We start from the raw sequence: 14,637 nt of genomic DNA on the forward strand, positions 1-14,637 counted from the left end.
TCGTGTTATTGTCATCATATTTTCCTTGTTAGATGAGTTATTAAGAAACTTTAATAAAATCAGCACGCAATTTTTTTATTTCATCACGCAGTACACCAGCTTTTTCAAATTCAAGATTCTTAGCCGCTTCGTACATCATTGCTTCAAGCTCTTTCACTTTTGCTTGTACTTCTTTAACTGAAACATACTGATAAGGTTTGCCTGGTTCAAATGCTTGTACTTTGGCTGTTGATTTTTTGGTACTTAAACCTGCCTCTAATACGTCTTTAATTTCTTTGCGTACTGATTTTGGTGTAATGCCGTGTGCTGTATTAAAATCTTCCTGTTTTTTACGACGACGGGCAGTTTCATCAATCGTTTTTTGCATGGCAGGGGTTATTCTATCAGCATATAATATGGCTTTACCATTTACATTACGAGCTGCACGCCCTACGGTTTGAATTAGTGAACTTTCTGAACGTAAAAAACCTTCGCGATCAGCATCCAATATTGCTATTAGTGAGACTTCAGGTATATCTAAACCTTCTCGCAATAAGTTAATGCCCACAAGTACATCAACTTTACCTAAACGTAGGTCACGAATAATTTCCATACGTTCAACCGTATTGATGTCTGAATGCAAATATTTTACAGTTACATTATGTTCTGACAGATAATCAGTTAAGTTTTCTGCCATACGTTTAGTTAATGTGGTCACTAAAACACGCTCTTCGTTATTGATACGAATTTTGATTTCTGATAATAGATCATCAACCTGCGTTGCAACTGGTCGAACTTCGATAATAGGATCTAATAAACCTGTAGGTCTAACTACTTGTTCAATAATTTCATTACCTGATTTTTCAATCTCGTATTTAGCTGGTGTTGCTGACACATAAATAGTTTGTGGCATGATGTTTTCAAATTCAGCAAATTTTAACGGTCGATTGTCTAGTGCTGATGGCAACCGAAAGCCATATTCAACCAGATTAAGTTTACGTGAACGGTCACCATTATACATTGCTCCTAATTGTGGAATAGCCACGTGAGATTCGTCAATAAACAGTAATCCATCAGGTGGCAAATAATCAAATAAGGTTGCTGGCGGATCGCCCGGATTACGCTGAGCTAAAAAGCGTGAATAGTTTTCAATCCCAGAGCAATACCCCAATTCGGTCATCATTTCAATATCAAATAATGTCCGCTGAGTTAAACGTTGCTCCTCTAATAGACGATTATTGTCTAACAGAACTTTTTGACGTTCTTTAAGCTCTTGCTTTATTTGCGCAATAGCGTTTTCCATAATGTTTCTTGGTGTGACATAGTGCGTTTTTGGATAAATTGTTATCCGCGATACTTCATTTATGCTATTACCTGTAAGCGGATCAAACATAACAATTCGATCGACTTCATCATCAAATAACTCTACGCGCACAGCAAGATCGTCTGAATCAGCTGGAAAAATATCTATAACATCTCCTCGAACACGAAATGTACCACGACTAAAACCTATTTCATTACGAGTGTATTGCAATTCAGCTAATCGAGTTAAGATTGAACGCTGATCGGTTATGGTGCCTTTTGTTATGTGTAATATCATCGACATATAGGTTTCTGGTGCTCCTAAACCATAAATAGCCGACACCGAAGCAACAATTACAACATCACGTCGTTCTAGTAGTGATTTAGTGGCAGAAAGACGCATTTGTTCTATATGTTCATTGATTGATGCATCTTTTTCAATAAATGTATCGGTTGACGGTACATAAGATTCAGGTTGATAGTAATCATAATAAGATACGAAGTATTCAACCGCATTTTCAGGGAAAAAGGCTTTCATTTCACCATATAGCTGAGCGGCTAATGTTTTATTTGGTGCTAAAATAATTGTAGGGCGATTATGTTTAGCAATAACATTTGCCATGGTAAATGTTTTACCTGATCCTGTTACGCCTAATAATGTTTGATGCGCAATCCCATCATCAAGATTTTGATTAATCCTTTTTATCGCTTCTGGCTGATCACCAGCTGGCTTAAATTCGGAACATAATTTAAATTTTTTCATTACATCGCAACCTAATATTTTACCTATTAATAAAAATTATCCCCAAAAGGACTTGACCTTTTAAAATTTACTATTTTTTATTCAATTAACATTTTCATTTATAAAAAAGACAACTAATTTATAACTTGATTTACGATAACATGTTGATATAAAACAAAAAAATATTTCATGATTAAGTTACAATCAAATTAAGAAAAATCCTGATAGTTACTGAGGTTAGCGCTTTTTTCAATAAAATACTCACAGAGTTATCCACAGGCAACGGGGATAACTTTATAAGTATAGTCTTTATAAACTTTTTTCAATTATCAAGATAAAATTTCAAAAACAAATCCCTTTTATTTTAATGTTTATTCCTATCTTTAACACTATGTTTGATAGTTTTAACTAATCATTCGATTTATCTGTTCGATTTGATATTGATAGCTATGATCCAAGCATTGGATGAAATTCAATCGGTGAGTGATGCATTTTGGCGCATCTTCTGCGTGATGAGACACAAATAGCAACTGCGTGTACCCTTCACTAATTAAACGATCTATCCAACGTTTTACTAATTCTCGATTAAGATGATCAAGCCCTTGCAATGGTTCATCTAAAATAAGCAGTGTCGGATGTTTAACCAACGCTCTGGCAATCAATACTAATTTTTGTTGTCCCCAAGAAAGCGATTGAAAGGGTTTATCCGCCTGCGTTTGTAACCCTAATAACTGTAGCCATTCATCAGCCAATTTAGCTTGTTTATCACTGGTAGCTTGGTAGACACCAATCGAATCAAAATAGCCAGACAATAACACAGTTTTAACGCTAGAACTAACTCGATAAGCCAAATGTAAGCTGCTACTAACATAACCAATATGGCGTTTAATATCCCAAATCGTTTCACCCGAACCTCGTTTACGACCAAATAAAGTGAGATCATTGCTATACCCTTGTGGATGATCGCCAGTTATTAAACTTAATAACGTTGATTTACCTGCGCCATTAGGTCCAACTATTTGCCAATTTTGTTTGGCTTTTACTCGCCAAGTTAATCCATTAATGATTGCTTTATCATCATAATATACATAACCATTATTTAATATGACACGATCTAATTGATCAGCTAATTGAGTTGATGGTTCGTCGGTTTCTGGTAATGGCATATTGGAAATATTTTCCAAATCAGCTAATTGCTTAACAGTTGTATCGTTTAATATTGTATCTTTTGTATCAATTTTCAATAGTTGGCAGTCGGCTAGTATGCCAATATTTTCAATAAATGTAGGAATTTCATTAAATCGATTTAAAACAAGGACAATTGTGATACCTTGCTTAGCAAGATCTGCTAGTATTTCGGCTAAATTTTCACGTGATGCCACATCTAAGCCATCAAAAGGCTCATCTAATATCAGAAAATCAGGCTGCTGCATCAAGACTCGACAGATTAAGGCTTTGCGTATTTCACCAGTTGAAAGATATTTAAAGCGTTTCGTTAATAGGTGTTCAATTCCAAATTGTATTGCTAATTTTTGGCAAATTGCTTGATTAAAATTATTTTCTTGTATAATTTGCTGAGTGGTTAATCCTGTATCGTTTTCACCTTCGCTTAGCATATCTGTATTATTACGTTTCCATTCATCATCAATTAGTTTTTGTAACTGTTCAAACGATATGTGTGCTATGGAGTTAAATTGATTAATTACTTTGCCTGATAATAATGTTTGCTCACCAGCCAATGCTTTAACTAGTATAGATTTACCGCTGCCATTACGCCCCACAAAAGCAACATTACTGCCTTGATTTATTGTAAGTGATTTAATTGTAAAAACTAGGTAGTCGCTAATTTTAAAATGTGCGTTTTCTATTTGTAGCATGATAACCTCGTATTGCTAAACTAATGTCGCAACAATAATATTTTGTGGATTAATAAATAGTTTTGATTGTTTGCCTGTAGTTAAGGCCGATTTTTTTACTTCACTGGCTAATTTGTTAGCATAAAGCACTATGCCAGAAGATAGTGTGAAAGCAATTTCACTCCAATTGCCATCAGTAGTGATTTTTTCAACGGTAACCGACAAGCAGTTTTCGTTCTCGATTTCATTTTTTAATTCAATTAATGGAGCTTTAATCAACAGCAATACTGTTTTGTCCGTACTCAACTTTAGCCGTTCAATACTTGACTGAGTAATATAAACTTTTAACTCAGTTTGATTATCACTAAGTAGCACTGTAATAAAACCAGCAACATCATTTGTTTGAATCTGCTTAACCGTACCATATAATTGATTTCGTGCACTGGTTTGTAATGATAGTCTAGCTGTAGCTTTTAAAATATCATCTAAAGGTACTTTGTCATCATTTAGTATGTTAAAAGCATTTTGTTGTAGTTGAGTTAATAAATCATAGAGTTGGATAAATCTAACTGCATAAGCACTCAGTTTAGTGCCTCCTCCATTTTTACCACCAATTGCAGTAAGTAAAAAAGGTTTAGGTGCTAATTTATTTATTTCATTAATGGCATCCCATGCGGTTTTATAACTAATACCAATTTGCTTGGCACCCTGACTTAATGACCCCGTCTGTTCAATTGCTTTTAATAACGCAATACGCCTTGGATCAGTAAATAACTGCTGTTTTATATTTAACGTTAATAAAATTTCAGGAGAAAACATAATTTAACACCATGAAGAACCGACTAATCAATTTGGAAGAGATAATAGTGATTATTGTAGACCCTTTTTGGCATTCCTTCAAAACTTGTTAAAAATCTTGTTGATTATCATATCGTATCAGCTTAAATGAATTTTAATTGTACTTTATATATAAATTCTGCTAGCATCGATATGTTATATTTTATATAGCGGTTATTTAATAATTTATCAAATAACGTAATAAATCATAATAATCAATTAGATAAATAATATTAACAGTTAAAATTAACTCAATTTTATTGTGAGGAACAGAATGAAAAAAATTATTGGAATTATCTTAATGATGGCAATAACTTTTTCAGTTTCAGCTGCTGAAAAAATGACTATATTTGCCGCTGCCTCATTGACTAATGCTATGCAAGATATCGCTGCAGCTTATAAAGCAGAACATAAAGATGCAAATATTATATTCTCATTTGCTTCATCATCAGTATTAGCTAAGCAGATTGAACAAGGTGCACCTGCGGATATATTTATGTCAGCAGATCAAAAGTGGATGACTTATCTTATTGAGCATAATTTAACTAAAAATAAACACGATTTATTAAAAAATACATTGGTGCTTATTGCTCCCCAAAATTCACATTTAGAGAATGTTTCAATTAATAAAAATACCAATTGGGAAATTATTTTACCTAAAGGTGAAAGAATAGCTATTGGTGATCCTGATCATGTACCAGCAGGGATGTATACAAAAGAATCATTAACTAATTTAGGGGTATTTAATAAATTATCGCCACAATTTGCCCCAGCGAGCAATGTAAGAGACGCTTTGGTACTAGTTGAGCGTAATGAAGCTGCGCTTGGTATTGTATATAGTACCGATGCTAAAATAAGCAATAAGGTAAAAATAATTGGATCCTTTCCTGATGATACATTTAAGTCTATCGAATATCCCATCACTTTGTTGAATCCAAAAGCAACTGATTTTTATAAATATTTAAATTCACCACAAGCTAAAGATATTTTTGAAAAATATGGATTTATAACAAAGTAATTTAATAAGTAAATAATTTTATAACACTATGTTATTAACTGAATTTGAATGGCAAACCTTGCTACTTAGTTTAAAGATAGCCGCCACAGCAATTGGTTTTAGTTTGCCAATAGGAATTTTAACCGCTTGGATATTGGCACGCTGTCAATTTTTTGGTAAATCGCTATTTGATAGCGTCGTGCATCTTCCTCTTGTTTTACCACCAGTTGTTTTAGGTTATTTGTTGTTAATAACCATGGGACGACGTAGCGTTATTGGCGAGTGGTTGAGTAGCCATTTAAATATTAGTTTTAGCTTTAATTGGCAAGGTGCAGCTTTAGCTTCGGCAGTAGTTGCATTTCCATTAATGGTGCGTTCAATTCGCTTAGCCATTGAATCAATTGATACACGCCTTGAAAACGTTGCTCGGACTCTTGGCGCCCATAAGTGGCGAGTTTTTATAACTATTACTTTACCATTAGCCTTTCCTGGTATTCTTATGGGAATTGTATTGGGTTTTGCCCGTTGCTTAGGGGAATTTGGTGCAACCATCACTTTTGTGTCAAATATTCAAGATGAAACTCGCACCTTACCATTAGCAATGTATACGTTGCTACAAATTCCCAATGGTGAACATGGTGCATTACGGCTGTGTATTATTTCGGTTGTGTTATCACTAATCGCACTTTTTTTATCCGAATTGTTAAATCGATGGCATAAAAAGAAGTTAGCAGGATAATCAATATGTTAAAAATAGATGTTCGCAAACAACTTGCTTCGTTTTCGTTCCAATTCAATCATGAGATAGCCTGCCAAGGGGTTACTGCTATTTTAGGCGTTTCTGGCTCGGGAAAATCCACACTAGTAAACCTTGTTAATGGATTAATTAAACCTGATCAAGGCCAAATCCAGTTGAATGGCTTACCACTAGTTGATTGCGATAAACACCTTTTTGTTACTCCTGAAAATCGGCATATTGGTACCGTTTTTCAAGATGCATTACTTTTCCCTCATTATAAAGTTATTAAAAATCTGATTTATGGTGCTAAAAATTTCAAGCAATTAAGATTTGATGAAATAGTTAATGTACTTAATATCCGACCATTATTAAATCGTTATCCTGCCATGTTATCTGGTGGAGAAAAACAGCGAGTAGCAATTGGTCGAGCACTATTAACCAACCCTTTATTACTATTAATGGACGAACCGCTTTCTGCTCTCGATATGCCAAGAAAAAAAGAATTGTTAACTTATATTAATAAATTAACTAATGAGCTAAATATACCCATTATTTATGTAACACATAATATTAATGAAGTTAAACAAATAGCCGATAATGTTGCAATTTTAGATCAAGGCAAGCTGATTGAGTTTGGTAAGATCAAACATGTTTTACAAAGTGACTATTTAAAAGAATGGTTATAAAGCTCTAAAGTATTACTATTTTCCGCTTGTTTAATGTATGTAACGCCATCATGCCAAGCACCAAGCACCGCACGAGTTGCAGTGTTGCCTTCAATTTGAAAATGATGTACAGCAGGTTTATGTGTATGACCGTGCACCATAATATCTGCATTATGTTTAACCATCATTTCAATAACTGCTTGCTGATTCACATCCATGATATTTTCAGATTTAAGTTGATTATGTTGACTGCTTTTTTTTCGTAACTTAGCTGCAATTTTCAACCGAATAAAAAGTGGTAAAAATAAAAATAATTTTTGAAGCCATTTATTATGCATAACTTTTCGAAAATTTTGATATTGATGGTCGTCAATACACAGTAAATCACCATGTAAAAAAATGATGTTTTTTCCTTGATTAGGAAGGCTATTAATCTCAGGCAGTAAGGTCATTTCGCATTGTTGAGCATACTTTTTTCCCAATAAAAAATCACGATTACCATGAACGAAATATTTTCTTATATTACGTTTTGATAAGGCTTGTAAAGCCTGCGCAATTTGATAATGTAAGTTTGTTTTTACATCATCCCCAACCCAGTAATCAAAAAGGTCGCCTAGAATGTAAAGCTCGCAGTTGTCGGGCAAAGTATCCAAAAAAGACAAAAAGCCTGCGGTTATATTAATATAACCTGAAGCAGGCTCATTATCTGCTAAATGAATATCAGCAATAAAATAACGAATAGGATTATTCAACCGTGACACTCGTAATAATAACATCTTCAACAGGAACATCAGAATGCATACCACTGCGCCCTGTTTTAACAGCTTTTATTTTATCAACCACATCAAGCCCATCAACAACTTGTGCAAAAACACAATAGCCATAACCATTAATGTCCGCAGAGCGAAAGTTGAGATAATCATTATCAACGACGTTGATAAAAAATTGCGCAGTTGCCGAATGAGGATCTGATGTACGTGCCATTGCTAAAGTACCACGTTCATTTTTTAGACCGTTATTTGCTTCGTTTTTAATTGGTGATTTTGTCTTTTTTTGGTTCATTCCCGGTTCAAAACCACCACCTTGAATCATAAAATTATTAATAACACGATGAAATATTGTGTTGTTATAAAAGCCTTCTTTGCAATATTCAACAAAATTTTTAACAGTTTCTGGCGCCTTATCATCAAAAGTTTTGATTTTAATATCACCTAAATTAGTGTGAAATACAATCATTACATAATCCTTTTTTAATATATATCTTTCGAATAAAATTTAGTAAATCTTAATTAATATAAATTATTTACCAAATTTTTCACATGCTTCTAGTGTATTGCTCATTAACATAGCAACGGTCATGGGACCAACACCACCAGGAACAGGTGTGATCCATCCCGCTCTTTTAACAGCAACATCAAACTCTACATCACCTGCAAGTTTACCATCTGGCAAACGATTGATACCAACATCAATGACAATTGCCCCCGGCTTTATCCACTCACCCTTAACATAATTAGCAATGCCTACTCCCGCAACAACAATATCCGCATTGCTAACATGTTTTGCTAAATCAATAGTACGACTATGGGTAATGGTTGTTGTGCAACCTAATAATAATAACTCTAATGCCATTGGACGACCCACAATGCTTGATGCTCCTACAACGGTAGCATTTAAACCTGACAGATTTATGCCAGTGGATTCTAGCATTTTGACTACGCCATAAGGAGTACATGGTCGTAAGATTGGATCACGCTGTAGCAAGTGTCCAATATTATATGGGTGAAAACCATCGACATCTTTACTTGGATCAATACGTTCAAGAACCTTAGTTTTATCAATATTATCAGGTAAAGGCAGTTGTACTAAAATACCATGCACATCTAAACGTTGATTTAGTTCATCTATTAATGCTAATAATTCATCGGTGGTCGTCGAGGTAAAGTCATAAGCAAATGAAACAAAACCAACATCATCACAAGCCTTTTGCTTATTTTTAACATAGATTTTTGATGCAGGATCTGAACCGACTTGAATTACTGCTAATCCTGGGACTGATAGTCCTTTTTCAATACGCATTTTGACTTTATTAGCGATTTCAGTTCGTATTTGTTGTGCTAATACTTTCCCATCAATTATATGTGCAGTCATAAGCTTCCGTTTAACTATCTTATTAGAGGTATCATTTTCGCAAAAGTTTTTATTAATGTCTATTTAGTTATGAATTGATTGATTAAGTTGATTCAATATTTGTTTGTATTGAGCATCAATATCTGTAATAACTGAACAAATATGAGCATCAAAAGCTTTTAATTTAGGTTTTTGAGCCTTCCATTCATTTTTAGAAATTTGTTTAATTGCTCCATAATTTTTAAAAAATTCGAAATGCAAAATACTTCCGCCCACAACATTATAAAAAATGCGTTGACCAATATCTTCTCCATCTTTTTTGATATTATTAAAATGTCGGTAAGAAAATCGCGTATTACCATTTTCAGTAATAATTGATGCATGTAACAACTTGACTAAACGTTTATATAATTTGTTTAACTCGCTTTTTAGTTCATTATCATCGCCCAATTGATTTTTTATTGCTTTTTCAAAAGTTTCTTTAACTTCAGTTAAAAGGCTTAATGATTGTTGTTCTAGTAGCGGTAACTGTTGACGTAAATCTTGCTGAAATTGAATCAGTTCTTTTTGTAATGATGGATTAAGAGATACCGTTTCTTTATTTAATATGGCATTACCATTTGGCATGATAATTAAATCATTTTTTTTATCAAAAATATGTACACTTTCTCTACTTATCGTAATGTCATAACTGGGCTTAATCCCACACTCTTTTTTAGCAGCGAATACGGTGATAGGTAACAACAAAGCAATCAATATCAATTTTTTTAACATCTTCATATCCAACTAGTTCATCTATGAAGATTATAACGTCTACCTGAAAATAAACATAATAAAGTTGAGCTTATGTTGTGATTGGAAAAACAAACAAGTCAAGATTAGCACAAGCTATTTCTGAATGATTTTTACAGAAATAGAACTATCTTTTTGTCTGAACGTTAAAAGGTTATTAAATTATGTTTATATTAGGTGTTTAGTTTTTTGATATCAAGTTTACTGAAGTATTAAGTGATAAATTTAAAAAATGCTAGCTTTCTGAATAATAATTCTAAATTATGAAAAAATAAGCAAATAGATTTAACTTTTCAAACATAAAACTAGATTAGCTTTTCAAGCCCAATATCAATAGGTATAATCTATTTAATCAACTATATTTAACAACTTTTTTTTAATTTAAAGTAACGTATAGTATCTATATGTGAAACAATTTATTCGAGGTAAAAATGTATACTGTAATTTTTGGACGTCAAGGTTGTCCTTATTGTGTTCGAGCTAAAGAACTAGCAGAAAAACTTTCTCAAGAGCGTGATGATTTTTCTTATCGTTATGTTGATATTAATGCAGAAGGCATTACTAAAGAAGATCTGTCAAAAAGTGTAGGTAAACCTGTTGAAACAGTACCACAAATCTTTATTGATGAAAAACCAATCGGTGGTTGTACTGATTTTGAAGCTTATGCAAAAGAGCATTTAGGCTTATTTAAAGAATAATGTAAACGAGTGTATTAAATTCAAGTCACCGTTTGGTGGCTTTTTTAATGTTTACTTGTTATTAACGACCTGGTAGTTTTTTCCAAGTAACCTCGTTACGTAAATAAGTTGGTTCTACTTCCTCAACATTAACTACTTCATTCTTTAACCATTTATTGTTAGCAAGAACGACTAGATCTTGTGCGTGAGGTAATAAAATATCACTTTGCCTTATTCCTTTAATCATATCTGGATAAGTTTGCCAACCAGTGCCAGCACAATAACTATCATTACCTATATTTTCCACTTTTTCTATTACTTTTTCAGGTGCAATAACACATTCTGGAATAACTGTTTGCCATTGATTATTGCTGTAAGAGTATTGTCCTAAATAGACTTCACCCATTCTGGCATCAATTGTAGCAATGACTTTTGTGGCTTTTTGTGTTCGATATACACCTTGAGCCAAGGTCATCAACGTTGAAACTCCTATCATTGGTTTGTCAATGCCTAATGCTAAACCTTGTGCAACACCAATACCAATTCTAACGCCAGTAAAACTACCAGGTCCTTGCCCAAAGGCTATGGCATCAACTTGAGCAAGTGAACAATCTGATAGTGCAAGAAGCTTATCCACCATTGGTAATATTTGCTTAGTATGATCGCGTGCTGATATGATGAAATCATGAGTGATTTCATTACGGTAAAGTAAAGCTACCGAACATGCTTCTGTTGAGGTATCAATAGCTAAGATAGTACTCATTTCTTTTCCAAAATATTTAATTTTATAAGTTAGTTTTAGATAATAAAAAATTAATAACTTTATTTACATCTCGTGTTCTTGGCGATGGAGGCAAACTATTAATAAATGTTGCACCGTAAGGTCTCATAACCAAGCGATTGTCACAAATAATAATTGCTCCACGGTCATTATGATGGCGAATTAATCGACCTACACCTTGTTTTAAGGTAATAACAGCTTCAGGTAATTGCACATCATTAAATGCATCTCCACCTTGCATTTGGCAATCTTCCATACGAGCTTTTATTAAAGGATCGTCTGGAGATGTAAATGGTAATTTATCTATAATAACACAAGATAAGGTATCGCCACGAACATCAATACCTTCCCAAAAACTACTGGTAGCAATTAATAAGGCGTTTCCGATATGTATAAATTGTTCAAGTAATTTTACTTTGCTTGTTTCACCTTGCACTAATACTGGTAATTTGGTGAGTTCTTTAAACTGTCTTGCTAAAGCATTCATCATGGCATAAGAAGTACATAGGAAAAAACAACGTCCATTGTTTGCTTCAATAACTGGCAATAATATATCGACCAGTTTTTCAGTATTACCTTGTTCATTAGGAGAAGGAATATAACGCGGAACACACATGACAGTTTGATGTAAATAATCAAATGGGCTTTCTAAAATAAGGGAATCGGCATTTGTGAGACCAAGGCGCTTAGTAAAATAATCTAATTTATTATCAACAGACAAAGTTGCCGAGGTAAAAATCCAACTACCTTTACGTTGTACTAATAGTTCAGAAAATTTATCGGCCACTGACAATGGCGTTATCGCAAAAACAAAATAATTATAAGTACATTCATACCAATAACTAAACCCAGTTACATATGTTTCACTTAATTTTTTTAATAAGCTGATGTATTGATTTACTCGTTCAAAGCAGTTATCTAATGCTGTAGATCGTCCTATTGCCAACATTAAAACCTCACGACAAAAATCTAATGCATCAAAAAGATAAGATAACTCTTTTTTTATTGCTTGCTGTTTGAATAACACTCGCAAATTACCTTTAGGTAGTTGCTGATTAATTGCAATACGCAAATCTTGAACACTTTTTTGCAATTTATCTGCACACTGCTGTAGCTGAGACATATCTTTTACTTCAGTGCGATAGCTAAGCGTTATTTCTTTTGCAAGTTCTAGTAGCTGACGACTAGTTAACTGTTGTCCAAAATAGTGACAAGCCAGATCTGGTAACTGATGGGCTTCATCAAAAATCATTACATCAGCCTTAGGAATAAGCTCACCAAAACCTGTATCTTTTACCACAACATCGGCTAAAAATAGATGGTGATTAACAACCACAATATCCGCATTTAAAGCACGCTTACGAGCCTTAACAACATAACAATCATTATAATGTTCGCAGTCACTTCCAAGACAGCTTTCGTTTGTACTAGTTAATACGGGCCAAATTGGGTTTTCTTCCGTAACTGCTATACATTTGCTAATATCTCCATCTTTGGTTTTAATTGACCAATTTTTGACACGAACTAAATCAACACGTAAATCTTTATCAAGATCTCCGGCAGCTGCATATTGATTATACAATCGTTCTAAACAAAGATAATTCGATCTACCTTTAAGAAGAGATATTTTGCCAGTGTAATTTAATGCTTTTTTGATAATAGGCAGATCTTTACTAAAAAGTTGATCTTGTAGATTCTTGGATCCCGTGGAAAGTATTACTTTCTTTTCACTACGTAGAGCGGGTACTAAATAAGCGAATGTTTTACCTGTTCCAGTCCCAGCCTCAACAACAAGAGACTGTTGCTTATTTATTGACTCTGAGACTTTACTTGCCATGTTTCGTTGTGGCTCTCTTGCCACAAATCCATCAATAGCTTTAGCCAATAAACCATTCTCAGAAAAATCATCAATCACTTAAAATATACCTAATAAGAAATAAATTCAAAATATTAATAAAATTAGAAAATTAATTTTGGAATTACACAATATTATGAAAACAATATATCTATAATTTAAATAAAGATTTATTGTTGTAACAGAATTGGATCATGAATAACCTTAAAATCATTAATAATATAACAATAACTAAGCAAAAAAGATATATAAGAACATTGACATTTTAACAATGTTGAATAACAAAAAATGTATAAATATAATTATTTATTCAAAAATTTTACTTTTAAATATATTAAATAATGTTTTATTGATAGCAAATATTTCTTTTCTTTAAACTTCAATCGAGAATAGGCTCGGATTGAAGATGTTTTCTTTCGGCTATATAAAAGTAAAGTATTATTTCTCCATGGAGACTTTTCCAAATAAAAATCAAATAATCTTGAACGATAAGGCTGATGCCAAGGTTTATTTTTAGTTATGTAATGAATTAAAACAGTATCGTCTGGAACATTAGAATCCTCATTACCATTTATTGATAGCGCCAATAATTTATTATATTTTTTTTCTAATATAATTCTTTTTTCACCTACACAAATATTTAATACATCTTGATCTGGATAATGATATTTATCACCATTATTTAATAACTTTAATGTTTTAGAAGTAATGTCTTCCTGACACCAAAGAGGTATGTTAATTAACATCACACCAGAATTAAAATATCTCCCATATATTATGTTATATCTATCACACTGAGATTGCTGCATATAGGGCTCATCAGCAACAGCAGCAACAATTGCAGAATCTAAATTAACTTCATGAATAAAATTTAATTTTTTAAGGCAAAGTGTATCACTATCAATATAAAGCAATCTTTTAGCTATATCTTTTAAAATTATTGGAGCTATTAACCTAACACAAGCTGATATAGGAAATTGTTCAGTATTCTTTTGATCAATTTTAAATTCATCATTAATAACATATTCAGTTATAGAAGCATTATCAGAGTTGATTGTTGCCAATTTTTTTCTATTTTCTTCCGAAACATTATGAGTAAAAATATGAAAATGAATCTGATTATTTTTATTATTTTCAATAACTGAAACAATATCTACACCTGCTGATAGAGCGTAGTTATCATCAAAACACAAAAGAATATGTAATACATGTTCATTATTCGAAAAAACACATGATAATAATTCATTTTTTTGGTTAATAAATTTTTCAACATTAATCACGACAT

Annotated in this window: 14 protein-coding genes; 4 read left to right on the forward strand and 10 right to left on the reverse strand. The window is 32.7% G+C overall.

The genetic code is table 11. The features are described 5' to 3' along the window. Nucleotides 1-40: 40 nt before the first annotated feature. The 3 genes from uvrB to ACGH49_RS05095 all read right to left on the reverse strand — a co-directional run bounded on the left by uvrB (nucleotide 41) and on the right by ACGH49_RS05095 (nucleotide 4,698). Nucleotides 41-2,044 carry an excinuclease ABC subunit UvrB gene (gene uvrB, locus ACGH49_RS05085; protein WP_411588469.1) on the reverse strand — a complete coding sequence of 668 codons (2,004 nt, stop codon included), beginning with the start codon at nucleotides 2,042-2,044 and terminating at the stop codon, nucleotides 41-43. Nucleotides 2,045-2,427: 383 nt separating this feature from the next. Beyond that, the gene (gene modF / locus ACGH49_RS05090) at nucleotides 2,428-3,900 is read right to left on the reverse strand and encodes a molybdate ABC transporter ATP-binding protein ModF (RefSeq protein WP_411588471.1); all 1,473 of its coding nucleotides are present in this window, start codon (nucleotides 3,898-3,900) and stop codon (nucleotides 2,428-2,430) included. A 15-nt stretch (nucleotides 3,901-3,915) separates the two neighbouring features. Further along, entirely contained in the window at nucleotides 3,916-4,698 is a 783-nt protein-coding gene (locus ACGH49_RS05095; protein WP_411588473.1) for a TOBE domain-containing protein, read from the reverse strand. 280 nt (nucleotides 4,699-4,978) lie between these two features. On the opposite strand from ACGH49_RS05095, the gene modA reads away from it, so the two are divergent. The 3 genes from modA to modC are packed head-to-tail and all read left to right on the forward strand — an operon-like array spanning nucleotide 4,979 to nucleotide 7,138. Then, nucleotides 4,979-5,734 (forward strand): molybdate ABC transporter substrate-binding protein, encoded by a 756-nt coding sequence (gene modA / locus ACGH49_RS05100; RefSeq protein ID WP_411588474.1) that lies wholly within the window; start codon nucleotides 4,979-4,981, stop codon nucleotides 5,732-5,734. Between the two features lie 28 nt (nucleotides 5,735-5,762). Then, on the forward strand, nucleotides 5,763-6,452 hold the full coding sequence (modB, locus tag ACGH49_RS05105) for a molybdate ABC transporter permease subunit (RefSeq protein ID WP_411588476.1): 690 nt from the start codon (nucleotides 5,763-5,765) through the stop codon (nucleotides 6,450-6,452). 5 nt (nucleotides 6,453-6,457) lie between these two features. Next, a complete protein-coding gene (modC, locus tag ACGH49_RS05110) occupies nucleotides 6,458-7,138 on the forward strand; it encodes a molybdenum ABC transporter ATP-binding protein (protein WP_411588477.1) in 681 nt (226 codons plus the stop codon). Here the strand turns inward: modC and ACGH49_RS05115 are convergent. The 4 genes from ACGH49_RS05115 to ACGH49_RS05130 all read right to left on the reverse strand — a co-directional run bounded on the left by ACGH49_RS05115 (nucleotide 7,117) and on the right by ACGH49_RS05130 (nucleotide 10,021). Next, nucleotides 7,117-7,869 carry a UDP-2,3-diacylglucosamine diphosphatase gene (locus tag ACGH49_RS05115; protein WP_411588478.1) on the reverse strand — a complete coding sequence of 251 codons (753 nt, stop codon included), beginning with the start codon at nucleotides 7,867-7,869 and terminating at the stop codon, nucleotides 7,117-7,119. The genes modC and ACGH49_RS05115 overlap by 22 nt on opposite strands. Next, a complete protein-coding gene (gene ppiB / locus ACGH49_RS05120) occupies nucleotides 7,862-8,353 on the reverse strand; it encodes a peptidylprolyl isomerase B (protein WP_065626113.1) in 492 nt (163 codons plus the stop codon). Before ppiB ends, ACGH49_RS05115 begins: the two co-directional genes overlap by 8 nt. A gap of 63 nt (nucleotides 8,354-8,416) precedes the next feature. Further along, a complete protein-coding gene (gene folD / locus ACGH49_RS05125; RefSeq protein ID WP_065560709.1) occupies nucleotides 8,417-9,268 on the reverse strand; it encodes a bifunctional methylenetetrahydrofolate dehydrogenase/methenyltetrahydrofolate cyclohydrolase FolD in 852 nt (283 codons plus the stop codon). Between the two features lie 63 nt (nucleotides 9,269-9,331). Then, complete coding sequence (locus tag ACGH49_RS05130) at nucleotides 9,332-10,021, reverse strand: DUF2884 family protein (protein ID WP_411588479.1); 690 nt, start codon at nucleotides 10,019-10,021, stop codon at nucleotides 9,332-9,334. A 449-nt stretch (nucleotides 10,022-10,470) separates the two neighbouring features. On the opposite strand from ACGH49_RS05130, the gene ACGH49_RS05135 reads away from it, so the two are divergent. Next, entirely contained in the window at nucleotides 10,471-10,737 is a 267-nt protein-coding gene (locus ACGH49_RS05135; RefSeq protein WP_034912061.1) for a GrxA family glutaredoxin, read from the forward strand. Nucleotides 10,738-10,798: 61 nt separating this feature from the next. On the opposite strand, the gene tsaB is transcribed toward ACGH49_RS05135, so the two are convergent. From tsaB to ACGH49_RS05150, 3 genes are all read right to left on the reverse strand, one after another. Further along, entirely contained in the window at nucleotides 10,799-11,479 is a 681-nt protein-coding gene (tsaB, locus tag ACGH49_RS05140) for a tRNA (adenosine(37)-N6)-threonylcarbamoyltransferase complex dimerization subunit type 1 TsaB (protein ID WP_065607557.1), read from the reverse strand. 22 nt (nucleotides 11,480-11,501) lie between these two features. Next, on the reverse strand, nucleotides 11,502-13,412 hold the full coding sequence (locus tag ACGH49_RS05145; RefSeq protein ID WP_411588480.1) for an ATP-dependent DNA helicase: 1,911 nt from the start codon (nucleotides 13,410-13,412) through the stop codon (nucleotides 11,502-11,504). A 242-nt stretch (nucleotides 13,413-13,654) separates the two neighbouring features. Next, on the reverse strand, nucleotides 13,655-14,632 hold the full coding sequence (locus tag ACGH49_RS05150; protein ID WP_411588481.1) for a glycosyltransferase family 8 protein: 978 nt from the start codon (nucleotides 14,630-14,632) through the stop codon (nucleotides 13,655-13,657). Nucleotides 14,633-14,637 lie beyond the last annotated feature (5 nt).

The sequence above is a fragment of the Gilliamella sp. BG7 genome (assembly GCF_046635565.1).
Classification (GTDB): domain Bacteria; phylum Pseudomonadota; class Gammaproteobacteria; order Enterobacterales; family Orbaceae; genus Gilliamella; species Gilliamella apicola_P.